The sequence below is a fragment of the Paraglaciecola sp. genome (assembly GCF_039942875.1).
GTDB lineage: Bacteria > Pseudomonadota > Gammaproteobacteria > Enterobacterales > Alteromonadaceae > Paraglaciecola.
The window spans coordinates 138,050-150,876 of record NZ_JBDVBQ010000022.1 but is presented as its reverse complement, the minus strand read 5'-3'; the positions used below and the strand labels follow the sequence as shown (position 1 = coordinate 150,876).

Here is a 12,827-nt window from a genome sequence, read left to right as displayed (position 1 = left end):
CTCGCATTAGAGCCCGTTTGCACATAAAAACCTAACGCGGGGGTAATAGATGACTGAAACGAAAATTTTAAAATGGGGTATTGTCAGTACTGGCCGTATTGCAGATAAGTTTTGCCATGATATGGCCTATGTTAAAAATGGCACAGTCGCTGCGGTTGCAGCCAGAAGCCTGAAAGATGCCAGCGACTTTGCGGCTAAACATAATATCCACAAAGCCTACCAAAGTTACCAATCTCTATTTGACGATAAAGACCTAGACATTATTTATATAGCCACACCTCATACCTTCCATTTTAAAAATGTGTACGACGCATTATCGGCTGGCAAACATGTACTATGTGAAAAACCTATAACTATCAGTAGTCAAGAGTTCAGCGTACTTGCAGCGTTAGCTAAGCAAAACAATGTATTGTTAATGGAGGCCATGTGGACCTACTTCTTACCCTCTTTATTAAAAGCAAAGGAATGGGTTGCGCAAGGGCGTATTGGCACAATCAAGCACATAAAAGCAGATTTTGGTTATTTAGTTCCCTATGAACCTGAGGGTCGCATGTATAACCCAGACTTAGCAGGCGGGTGTTTATTTGATATGGGGATTTACCCTCTAGCCCTAGCGCAATACTTTAACGCTGGTCCGTTAAATGATGTGGTGGTTAAAACTCAGTTCGCTCCACGCAAAGTAGAAAAGGACGTGGCGTTACTCGCTTCTAGTAATGGGGTTACGCTTTCCTTAGCCAGCTCTTTTCAATGCCGAATGCAAAATGCGGCACTAATCATTGGAGATCAAGGATACATAAAAATCCCCAATTTCTGGCGAGCAAAATCGTGTGGCCTGTACCAACTTGATGAAAAAGTAGCAGATTTTAAGGACAATTCACCAGGCTCAGGATTACATTTTGAAGCAACTGCAGTAGGTGTTGCCATCAATAATAATCAACTGGAACATCCAGATATGCCACATTCTGTCAGCTTACGATTACAACAACAATTAGAAACAATACGCGCTAGCTTTTAGAACAAACGCATATGACGATGCAGTGCTTCTTTAAAGTGTTTTAGCAAACATTGAGACGCTGCTTCTTGATCTCTATTTGCACAAGCTTCTAAAATACGTACATGTTCCATTAACGTGCTTTTAACTAAGGTTGGCGTAAAGTGATGTTCAAGCTGAATCAGTTTTATGTAATATTTCAATCTAGTAGCCGTCACTTCTACAAGCTCATTATTGAGGCTATTGATCATTGCCCCATGAAACTTTTGCTCAATAGCTTCAATACTATTTAAAATACTATTATTGATACCTTCTTTGTCAACTTTATCTATTAACTTCAGGTGCTCATCTAGTAATTCATTGATGAGTGTTTCTTTACCGTACTGGGCAAAATTTCTAGCGGCAGAACTCTCAATAATAGACCGAAATTGATAGGTAGCTCGGATAAACTCTAAATCAGGCTTTCTAAACTGGATACCAGACCTAGGATGAATAACCAGCATATTCTCGCTTTCTAGCACCCGCAACGCATCTCGTAATGGTTGGGTAGGAATATCCATTAATTGAGATAATTCGCTTTGAGACATAAAAGCACCGGGGGCTAACTTACCATCGAATACCCATTGAAGAATTTTTTCATAAGCAGCTTGGCTTAAAGAAACAGTTGGTTCACTTTGCTTGCTTTGCTGTTTCGGCACGTTTAGTTAGCTTCCTGTAAGGTCAAGTATATCATTGATATTTCACGTTTCATTATATACCCGATACCATAATATTAAAATAAGCTAAATATTTAATGTTATTGAAGTTATTAAGCTATTCTCATTGATGTAAGGATGTAATGCCGTCTCATATGGGCTAACGTTAGGTTTTACTCTTAGATTATAAATATCACAGTCACACATTAAAAATATCAACTTAGTCTCTTCTATATTGACCTATACATAAAAGTAATTATGGATTTTTATTAATTAGCGATATGGTTCTTTGATTATGATTTTTAATAAGAGAGTTTTTTATGAGTACTTATACTGCAATTAACCTTGTCGCACGCCCTGCCCCAGGACCTATTCCTGCTAATGTATTTGAAGTAATAAAAAAAGAGATCCCTAGTGTAGGACCTGGCCAGATATTAGTTAAGCAAACCCATATGTCTTTAGACCCTGCAATGATAGGTTGGATGAACCCAGATCCTGAGAGTTATATACCACCAGTAGCTTTAGGTGATGTAATGCGCTCATCTGGTTTAGGTGAAGTAGTCGAAAGCCAAAATCCAGAGTTTACGGTAGGTGATCGCGTTATGGGCATGACAGGCTGGTCTGAATACATATTAAGTACTGGCGAAGGTTTGCGTAAAGTTCAACCAGGTTTAGATCCTGAGATGGTCTTATCGGTATTTGCATTACCAGGATTAACAGCAACCCAAGGTTTATTTGGGTTTGGTCACCCTAAACCCGGCGAAACCATATTAATCAGTGGTGCAGCAGGCTCAGTTGGCTCTATTGTAGGTCAACTTGCGAAAGCCGAAGGATTAGATGTAATTGGTGTAGCGGGCAGTGATGAAAAATGCAAATGGTTAGTTGACGATCTAGGCTTTGATGGTGCAATTAATTATAAAAGCGACGATATAGACGCTAAAATCAAAGAGTTTGCGCCTAAAGGCGTAGATATCTACTTTGAGAATACCGGCGGCCCGATACAACATCATGCTATTGAAAACATGAATGCCCATGGCCGAGTGGTGGTGTGCGGTATGATTTCAGATTATGCGGCAGAGACCCCAAGTGCAGGCCCAAATTGGATCCCTATTATCAAAAAACGTATTACAATCCAAGGGTATGCTATGCCTGATCATTTCCCCCAAGTTGCTGAGTTAGTTAGCAAACTGACACCTTACGTGATGCAAGGTAAGGTTAAGTACCGTGCTCATGTATTAGAAGGACTAGAATCGGCTATTGACGGCTTAAACATGTTATTAACCGGTGCTAATAAAGGTAAGTTAATCGTTAAGCTGTAAATTTAAGTATGAGACATATCTGTTAACTACAGGTATGTCTGCATTAATTTTTGAATGATTACCTTATTAGCATCAGGGAAAGTGAAATCAGGTAATTCTTGAATCTTAACCCACTGACTTATTTGACCTTCTTGGTGGCTAGCAGTGCCATCAAATGCTTCAACTAGCCTTACGTCTAGACAAACCTTCTTATCGCCGTAGTCATGCTCTATCAACATAAATGAACTTTGTTGTGTGACCACAATACCTATCTCTTCCAAAAGCTCTCTGCTCAGTGCTTGCTCTATGGTTTCGTTAGCCTCACGTTTGCCCCCCGGGAATTCCCACTTACCTCCTTGGTGTAAATCATCAGCCCGTTTACTTATATAAATTTCGTTACTTTGCTTAATGACACCCACTGCAACTTCAACAACTTTCATTTTTAACTCCCCAATAAAAAAGTCGGACACTAGCCCGACTTTTAAACATCACAATGTACTAACTCTAGTTAAGTTAATTTTCCACAGCACTGCTTGTATTTTTTACCTGAGCCACAAGGACATGGATCATTACGGCCAACCTTAGGGCCTTCTCTAACTTCGGTACTAGGCTCTTCGCTTCTCGCTGATGTTGTTTCTTGGTGTTCAAACTTTTTAGGCACATTGTCAGCTTGACGTCTTTGCTCTTCTACCGCTTCAACATCTTCTTGGGCTTTTACCTGAACCTTGCTTAAAATCGTCACCACTTCTACTTTAAGGCTCTCTAACATTTCAGTGAAAAGTTCAAAAGACTCTTTTTTGTATTCTTGCTTAGGATTTTTCTGAGCGTAGCCTCTTAAATGGATACCTTGACGTAAATGATCCATAGCGGCTAAATGTTCTTTCCAGCTACTGTCTAAGTTCTGCAACATGACATTTTTTTCAAACTGCCTAAGAACTTCAGGACCTACAATATCTTCTTTCGCTTTATAGGCAGACGCTACTTCGTCAATAATGCGCTCACGTAATTTTTCTTCGTATAACTTATCGTCTTCTTCTAACCAAGTTTTCACTGGCAGGTCGAGTAAGAAGTCCCCTTTGAAGCGCTCTTCTAAACCTTCTACATCCCACATTTCTTCTAAAGATTGTGGCGGAATATATTGGTCGATAATTCCGCCTACCACATCTTCTCGAATTGCAGTGATTGTTTCACTGATCTCGCCCTCATCTAACAACTCATTACGTTGCTCGTAGATAACTTTACGTTGGTCATTAGCGACATCATCATATTCAAGTAGTTGCTTACGCATATCAAAGTTACGACCTTCAACCTTACGTTGGGCATTTTCAATTGCTCGAGTTACCCATGGGTGCTCTATCGCCTCACCATGTTCCATACCTAAGCGCTTCATCATATTGCCCATTTTTTCTGAGGCAAAGATACGCATTAACGCATCATCAAGTGATAGATAAAAACGAGAAGACCCCGCATCACCTTGACGACCAGAACGACCACGTAATTGATTATCGATACGACGAGACTCATGACGTTCTGTACCAATTATATGCAAACCACCGGCAGCTAAAACTGCATCGTGATCGGCTTGCCAATCCGCTTTAATTTTCTCAACCTTAGAAGGCTTAGGATCGTGTATTTTATCCAACTCTGCTTGCCAGTTACCGCCTAATACAATATCAGTACCACGACCAGCCATATTAGTAGCAATTGTTACCGCTCCCGTTTTTCCTGCCTGAGCAATAATGTCTGCTTCTTGCTCATGAAACTTAGCATTCAATACTTTATGGGGGATTTTTTCTTTCTTTAGAATACGAGAAATTAATTCAGAATTTTCGATAGAAACAGTACCTACTAGAGTAGGTTGTCCACGTTTCACGCAATCTTTAATGTCTTCAACTATGGCTTCGTATTTTTCTTGTGCCGTTAAAAAAATCAAATCCGCTTTATCTTTACGAACCATAGGTTTGTTGGTAGGTATAACCACTGTATCTAAGCCGTAAATACTTTGGAACTCAAACGCTTCTGTGTCTGCCGTACCAGTCATACCAGATAATTTTTCGTATAAACGGAAGTAATTCTGGAATGTAATTGAAGCTAGGGTTTGGTTTTCATTCTGAATTTTTACTCCTTCTTTCGCTTCCACCGCTTGGTGTAACCCTTCCGACCAACGACGACCTTCCATGGTTCTACCGGTATGCTCATCAACTATGACAATTTCACTGTCTTTGACAATATAATCTACATCTTTGGTAAACAACTTATGAGCTTTGAGGGCTGCATTTACGTGGTGCAACAAGGAAATATTTGCAGCTGCAAATAAGGATTCATCCTCAGCTAAAATACCTTCACGTTGTAAAACTTCTTCTACAAAGATTTGACCATTTTCAGTCAAATGTATTTGTTTACCTTTTTCGTCAATTGTATAGTGACCTTCACCAGATTCACCTTCTTCATCCTCCTTCTCTTGCTTAACAAGCTCAGGAATAATCACATTAATTCGACGATATAGCTCAGAACTGTCTTCAGCTTGGCCTGATATAATTAATGGAGTACGAGCTTCATCAATTAGAATTGAATCCACTTCATCAATTACTGCAAAGTGCAGCGCTTTCTGAACCCTATCTTCAGGCCTAAATGCCATGTTGTCTCTAAGATAATCGAAACCAAACTCATTATTGGTACCGTAGGTAATATCAGATTCATAAGCCGCTTTTTTCTGCTCATGGTTCATACCTGGAATATTACAACCTACAGTTAATCCTAAGAATTCAAATAATGGACGACTCCAATCAGCATCACGGGTAGCAAGATAGTCATTAACCGTTATTACGTGGACGCCTTTACCGGAAATTGCATTTAAATAGGTAGGCAAGGTTGACGTTAAGGTTTTACCTTCACCGGTACGCATTTCTGCTATTTTACCTTGATGTAAGACCTGCCCGCCCAACATTTGCATGTCGAAATGGCGCATACCAAATACACGCTTACTGGCTTCACGAACGACCGCAAACGCTTCGATTAGAATATCGTCTGTACTCTCACCTTTTTCTAAACGTTGTTTAAATTCCTCTGTTTTGGCCTTTATTTGCTCATCGCTTAACGCCTCAAGCTCAGCTTCTAGCTGATTAATTTGTTCGACAGATTTACGTAGTTTTTTTAAGGTTCGGTCGTTACGGCTGCCGAAAATTTTGGTGAGAATACTCGAAAACATCGATTTACAGGTTCCAATCTAAGTAATTTACAAATTTCATTGCGCATTCGCACAAATACATGTGGCCAATATGGCCCGAATCTAACATAAAACAATCGGCTCATAAGAGCCGATTGCTGGTATAAAATAAACGCTACGGTTTCTAACTCTGGGTTTAAGACCCTTTTTTACGATAAACGAATGGCAAGGGGTCAAGTTGCTTGCCTTTACGAATCACTTCATAATGAACATGGGCACCAGTAGAACGGCCAGTATTACCCATAACAGCAATATTTTGACCTTTTGTCACCACATCACCAATCTTAACATTAAGTGATTTATTGTGCCCGTACCGCGTTGTTAATCCATTACCGTGATTAATTTCAACTAAATTGCCGTATCCATAACGGGAGCCCGCCCAAGTGACTATTCCAGACCCTGTTGATATCACAGGCTCACCTTCTTTACCGGCAAAATCTAAACCTTTATGTAAAGCTGGTTTACCAGTGAAGGGGTCTTTACGCACACCATAATAAGACGACAACCAGCCAGACTTTATCGGTTTCCCTTCTAATCTACTTTCATCTTGTATATGGCGACTTAACATCAAAGATTCAAGGGCACTCAACTGAACAGATTTATTTTGAATCTGTTCTAACATGCTTTGCATTTTAATTAATAAGTCATCCTTCGCTAGGGGAGTGACAACTTCCTGGCTTAGATCTTCGCTAAAACTAAACTCTTCAGGGTTAAGGTTTGCTTCTGCAACCAGCCTTTCACCCAACAAGTCTAAATGTTGCATTTCGCTTTCAATTTCAGCTAATTTCAACATCATCCCTGTCATACGTTGTTCAGTAGAGGTTTTTAAAGAATCGAGTTCGTTTGCCTGCTCGTCAAAACCTGACTTGGCATAGTGAATACGTACAATATCTTCTTCTAATGAAGAAGTAGAGCGACTAGATACTAAGAAAATTCCACAGACAGCCACAAGCGCAAGCGTTAACTTTTGCTTATTAATATTTAGAACTAGTTTTTTTTCTTTACTTCTAAACAGTAACGTTAATTTCATTACTAATGACTACCTTTAAAATATTTATCATACACACCTCCCTGTCATGCTAACGCATAAGTGCATCAAGCTAGGTACGATAGCATAAATCACGATATCAACAAGTTAAAGTGATTCAAGGTATTACAACAGCAACGTAAGACATCTTTTGTATACACATAAGATAACCTTAGGTGCAGGCTAAATATACGAGTTTTTTGAAATTTTTGATGTAAGAAAATATGCATTGCCAAGTTTAGCAATGCATTTAACATTGGCTTAGTTTGTGACCAAAAATGGAGAGGCGAAACGAATGGGCAATTCTTCTGGCGTGTCATAACTAACAAACTCCCAACACTCTTTGTTTTGAAGTAGAGCGTTTAACAATTTGTTGTTCAAGCCATGGCCTGTTTTGTATGCAACCAACTCTCCAACAATACTATGACCACCTAAATATAAGTCACCAATAGCATCAAGTATTTTGTGCTTAAGAAACTCATCACTATATCTCAATCCTTCTGGATTAAGCACCCTATATTCATCAAGAGCTACAGCATTCTCCATGCTTCCACCTAATGCTAGGTTATGGGAATGCATATATTCTAAATCTTTCATAAACCCAAAGGTTCGCGCGCGGCTCACTTCATCAACATAAGATGAAGAATCAAAATCCAACACCATATGCTGGCGGGTTTCACTTATCACTGGGTGATCAAAGTCAATTCTAAAATCTACTCTGAAACCATCATATGGTCTCAACTCAGCCCATTTATCGTCTTCTTCAACTTTAATCGCTTTGGTAATTTTAATAAATTGTTTAGCTGTGTTTATTTCTTCTATACCTGCAGACTGCAGTAAGAAAATAAACGGACTCGCACTACCATCCATGATAGGTAACTCGTCACTGTCCACTTCAACAATAATATTATCAATACCTAAGCCAGCTAATGCTGAGGCTAAGTGTTCTACGGTAGATATAGTTACACCATCAGAGTTACTAATGCAGGTACACAACATAGTGTCGCCCACAGAATCAGCACGAGCAGGTATATCGGCATAAGGTTCAAGGTCCACGCGGCGAAATACGATCCCCGTATTCGCAGGCGCTGGCCGGAGAGTCATAGTGACCTTATCCCCTTTATGCAGACCAATCCCTGTCTCTTTTACAGATTGTTTGATAGTGCGTTGTTTAATCATAACCTTTCGATCAATAACCTAATGGAATAAAAAGCGGCGCGTATAGTATAAAAAAATCGTTACTTTGTCAAAATAGTGTCACATTTATATCTATCTTAATGCAAATATTAAAATCGATACTAAGTTAAGACCTTATAATTACAAAATAATTCCCTTTAATTACCTAATCCGCCTGTTTACGTAAAAATGCTGGAATATCTAAATACTCCAAATCATTTCCCGGATCGACTTTCTCTTCGCTGGCAACAGATTTTGCTTGCTCTGGCATTGCATTCGCACTTGGCATTGCATTTGAGCCATTAGCTTGTAGTTTGAATTCACTACCATCAGCAATAACTTTGCTAGCTCTATTAGAAACAAGTGAGATGTCCGGCTTTTTTTCAGCTCCGATGCCTGTAGCAACAACCGTTACTCTTAGCTCATCACTCATTTCCATATCGATAACAGTACCAACTACCACTGTCGCATTTTCAGAAGCAAAGGCTTTAACTGCATTACCCACAGTTTCGAATTCATCAATTGAGAAGTCAGGACCCGCAGTAATATTTACCAATATGCCTCTAGCACCAGATAAGTCAATATCTTCTAATAACGGACATGCAATAGCGCTTTCAGAGGCTTCTTCAGCTCTGTCTTCACCAGATGCACTACCACTACCCATCATGGCGGTACCCATTTCAGACATGACAGTTCTTACATCGGCAAAATCCACATTTATTAAACCCGGACGTGTAATTAATTCTGCAATACCTTGAACGGCGCCACTTAAAATATCGTTTGCAGCACTAAACGCTTGTAATAAAGGTGTACCTTTACCCATCACTTTTAAAAGTTTTTCGTTAGGTATAGTGATTAACGAATCAACATACTTAGATAACTCTTCTATGCCTTGATCAGCAAAATCAGTACGCTTTCTACCTTCAAATGGAAAAGGTTTAGTGACAACAGCTACAGTCAAAATTCCTAACTCTTTCGCCACTTTAGCCACTTCTGGAGCAGCACCAGTACCTGTACCGCCACCCATGCCAGCAGTGATAAATACCATATCGGCACCTTCAAGGCTTTGACGAATAGTTTCTCGGTCTTCTTCTGCAGCTTGGCGTCCAATATTTGGATTTGCGCCAGCTCCTAACCCTTTAGTTACGCCAGACCCTATTTGTAAAGTCACGTTAGCAGCTGAGCTGCGTAACACCTGCGCATCGGTATTAATGGCAATAAACTCAACACCTTCAATGCTTTGGGAAACCATATGCTCAACAGCATTGCCTCCACCACCACCAACACCAATAACTTTTATTATTGCTTCTTCGCTATGACTATCCATTAACTCAAACATATTTACTCTCCGGTTTGTACATAAAAGCAATCAGGGATCCGTCCTTGCCTGTTGCCATATTATTTTGGCTTAAATGATTAAAACTCACCTTTAAACCAACTTTGAATTCGTTGCCAAGCCCCATCACTAGCTTTCGCTTTACTAGCAAGTTGACTCACTAAATGTTCTTTACCGTATTGCAGTAATCCGACTGCAGTGGCAAATTTTGCATCGTCGACATATTCAGATAGCCCTTTCATTTCTAAAGGCTCTCCTACTCGAACCGGCATTTGGAAAATTTCTTCGGCAAACTCTACAGCCCCTTCCATTTTCGCAGTTCCGCCAGTTAACACTATGCCTGCGGCTATTTGTTCTTCGAACCCACTAGCACGTATTTCATCATGCACCAGCTCAAACAGTTCTTGATATCTAGGCTCAATTACCTCTGCAAGAGTATGCCTGGACATAGCTCTTGATGGACGACCGCCAACACTATGCACTTCTATACTTTCTTCCATACTCACCATGTCTTTTAAAGCACAGGCATAGTTGATTTTTATTTCTTCTGCATGACTTATCGGCGTTCTAAAAATTTTCGCTATATCACTCGTAATTTGATTACCCGCAGCCGGTATTACCGCGGTATGTCGAATAGCACCATCGGTATAAATCACTAAATCTATGGTGCCGCCGCCTATATCAACCACACAGACACCTAGCTCTTTTTCATCATCGGTTACCACTGCGTAACTAGAAGCTAGCGCTGAAAATATCAGTTGGTCTGCGGTCAAATCACAACGTTCAACACACTTCACCAAATTTTTAGCCATATCATCAGCGCAAGTAATAATATGCGCTTGGGCTTCCATTCTAACCCCAGACATTCCAATAGGGTTTTTGATGCCTTCTTGAACATCAATTGTAAATTCTTGAGGCAATACATGTAACAAACGGCGCTCTGCAGCAATTGGTACAGACCGAGCAGCATGCACTACATTATCTACATCTTCTTGGGTCACTTCTTTATTGTTAATAGGAACCATGCCACTTTCATTTTGACATTTCACATGACGTCCGGAAATTGCCATAAATACGGATGACACACTGCAATCAGCCATTAGCTCCATTTCATGTACTGCACGTTTAACGGACTGAACAACTAAATTCAGGTCATTTACTCCGCCCTTATCCATACCTTTTGAGGCATGGCTTCCTACACCCACAATACTAATAGAGTTATCGTCAAGCAGCTCGCCCACAATCGCTTTAACATTACTAGTGCCTATATCTAAGCCAACAATTAACTTTCTTTCGGTACCCTTAGACATTTTGCCAAGCTCTCTCAATATTCACACTCACGATATTTAATTCTCAATTATCTAATTCAAACTTGGTCTGCGGTTGTTTTCCAGCCTACAGCCAAACCTGTGTCGTAACGCAAGTCCACATAATCTACTTGCTTATCTTGCTCTGAAATTAGTGGATACAAATCCACGAACCTCTGCAATCTATCTATAAATTCAATTCTGCCTAGGTTTAACCTAATGCCATTGTTTAATTGAATGTTCCAAGCAAACCGCTCACTTAAAAACATTTCCACTATATGTAAACTGGTGGAATCTAAAAGCGATTGCATATTTCTATAACCTTGCAATGCTGTTTGTTCACTACCACCTGGACCAAATAAACTTGGCAGCTTCAATTGCTTCACCACAGTAGGGTCATTTATTTGAGCATTAAATACATCGCCATTCTTATTTAACAACATATCACTGTTCCAAATGGCGGTAGGGGTTTGCTCCACCACAAATATTTCTAACCCACTGGGCCAGCGTTTACGAACCGATGCTCTATATACCCAAGGTAGTGCTTCTACCGTTTTGTGGGTTTCATTCACATTAAGCTCAAAAAAGCTGCCTGATTGAGTTCGTTTAACTAAAGCTTCAATCTCAACATCATCAATAAATGTTCTGTTACCAGACACTACAATATTTTGTACGGGTGCCTGTTGCTCGTCTTCTAACCATGCATTCAGTTTTATGACGCCTATAATTAAAAAAATTATTACGGCAACAAAAAACGCCAAACCCACATAAAACTGCGAGCCTTTACTGGGCTTTTCAAGTAAAGGCACCTCACTCATTAGGCTTCTTTACCTTCAAGCAACTCTGATGTCGCCAATATAGCTAATGACAAATCTGTAAAACTTAAACCTGCTTGTTTAGCCGACATAGGCACTAAGCTTTTTTCTGTCATACCAGGTACTGTATTCGCCTCTAACAAATACAATTTCCCTAATTTATCTTGCATAAAATCCACTCGCCCCCAACCAGAGCCTGCTACGGCATCAAAAGCCTCTAATGCTAGCTCAGCTAAAGCCGCTTCTTTTTGGGGTGATAGACCACTTGGGCAAGAATACACAGTACTATCGGCTTGATACTTAGCTGCATAATCATAAAATACTCTGGGAGTTGTCATACTGATAGATGGCAACGCCTCACCATTCAATATGCTGACGGTATATTCAGAACCATGGACAAACTGTTCAATCAGCACTTTATTATCGTATTTAAAAGCGTCTTGAATGGCAGTTTCTAATTGTTGCGCATTATCTACTTTGGCCATGCCTATACTAGAACCTTCTTGCGCAGGCTTGACCATAACCTCATTACCCAAGCTATCCATTATAACCTTGCATGATCCCGCATCATAGCTTCTTTTGTCAGCAATTTTATATTTCGCAGTGGGCAAGCCTAAGCTTTGCCAAACTTGCTTACTACGGATTTTATCCATACACAAAGCCGAGCCTAAAACTTCAGTACCAGTATAAGGAATATTAAGCTGCTGAAGTGCTCCCTGTAGGGATCCATCTTCGCCACCGCGGCCATGTAACATGATGACAACACGGTCAAACTTTTCGACTAATAAATCAGTTAATGGTTTTTCTGCAGGGTCGAACTCATGGGCATTCACCCCAACCTCAAGCAAGCTATTTAATACCGCTTTACCGGATTTTAATGAGACTTCTCGCTCAGCCGAGTTGCCACCGAACATCACCGCCACTTTACCAAATGATTCAGGTGCTTTTTGATCCAC

Annotated in this window: 11 protein-coding genes; 2 read left to right on the top strand and 9 right to left on the bottom strand. The window is 40.1% G+C overall.

Annotated elements, in window-relative coordinates:
• The first annotated feature begins 49 nt into the window (after nucleotides 1-49).
• On the top strand, nucleotides 50-1,015 hold the full coding sequence (locus ABJE44_RS06060; protein WP_348113178.1) for a Gfo/Idh/MocA family oxidoreductase: 966 nt from the start codon (nucleotides 50-52) through the stop codon (nucleotides 1,013-1,015).
• On the opposite strand, the gene ABJE44_RS06055 is transcribed toward ABJE44_RS06060, so the two are convergent.
• Nucleotides 1,012-1,689 carry a GntR family transcriptional regulator gene (locus ABJE44_RS06055; protein WP_348113179.1) on the bottom strand — a complete coding sequence of 226 codons (678 nt, stop codon included), beginning with the start codon at nucleotides 1,687-1,689 and terminating at the stop codon, nucleotides 1,012-1,014. The genes ABJE44_RS06060 and ABJE44_RS06055 overlap by 4 nt on opposite strands.
• 317 nt (nucleotides 1,690-2,006) lie before the next feature.
• Between ABJE44_RS06055 and ABJE44_RS06050 the strand changes: the two genes are divergently transcribed.
• Complete coding sequence (locus ABJE44_RS06050; RefSeq protein ID WP_348113180.1) at nucleotides 2,007-3,005, top strand: NADP-dependent oxidoreductase; 999 nt, start codon at nucleotides 2,007-2,009, stop codon at nucleotides 3,003-3,005.
• Between the two features lie 26 nt (nucleotides 3,006-3,031).
• Here the strand turns inward: ABJE44_RS06050 and mutT are convergent, their stop codons facing one another.
• From mutT to ABJE44_RS06010, 8 genes are all read right to left on the bottom strand, one after another.
• Nucleotides 3,032-3,424 (bottom strand): 8-oxo-dGTP diphosphatase MutT, encoded by a 393-nt coding sequence (mutT, locus tag ABJE44_RS06045; RefSeq protein ID WP_348113181.1) that lies wholly within the window; start codon nucleotides 3,422-3,424, stop codon nucleotides 3,032-3,034.
• A 68-nt stretch (nucleotides 3,425-3,492) separates the two neighbouring features.
• A complete protein-coding gene (gene secA / locus ABJE44_RS06040) occupies nucleotides 3,493-6,192 on the bottom strand; it encodes a preprotein translocase subunit SecA (protein WP_348113182.1) in 2,700 nt (899 codons plus the stop codon).
• Between the two features lie 154 nt (nucleotides 6,193-6,346).
• Complete coding sequence (locus ABJE44_RS06035; protein WP_348113183.1) at nucleotides 6,347-7,240, bottom strand: M23 family metallopeptidase; 894 nt, start codon at nucleotides 7,238-7,240, stop codon at nucleotides 6,347-6,349.
• Nucleotides 7,241-7,498: 258 nt separating this feature from the next.
• Complete coding sequence (gene lpxC, locus ABJE44_RS06030; RefSeq protein WP_348113184.1) at nucleotides 7,499-8,416, bottom strand: UDP-3-O-acyl-N-acetylglucosamine deacetylase; 918 nt, start codon at nucleotides 8,414-8,416, stop codon at nucleotides 7,499-7,501.
• Nucleotides 8,417-8,579: 163 nt separating this feature from the next.
• A complete protein-coding gene (gene ftsZ / locus ABJE44_RS06025; RefSeq protein WP_133470114.1) occupies nucleotides 8,580-9,752 on the bottom strand; it encodes a cell division protein FtsZ in 1,173 nt (390 codons plus the stop codon).
• Nucleotides 9,753-9,829: 77 nt separating this feature from the next.
• Nucleotides 9,830-11,059, bottom strand: coding sequence for a cell division protein FtsA (gene ftsA, locus ABJE44_RS06020; protein ID WP_133470113.1), 1,230 nt, complete (start codon nucleotides 11,057-11,059; stop codon nucleotides 9,830-9,832).
• A gap of 56 nt (nucleotides 11,060-11,115) precedes the next feature.
• On the bottom strand, nucleotides 11,116-11,874 hold the full coding sequence (locus ABJE44_RS06015) for a cell division protein FtsQ/DivIB (RefSeq protein WP_348113185.1): 759 nt from the start codon (nucleotides 11,872-11,874) through the stop codon (nucleotides 11,116-11,118).
• Entirely contained in the window at nucleotides 11,874-12,827 is a 954-nt protein-coding gene (locus ABJE44_RS06010) for a D-alanine--D-alanine ligase (protein ID WP_348113186.1), read from the bottom strand. Before ABJE44_RS06010 ends, ABJE44_RS06015 begins: the two co-directional genes overlap by 1 nt.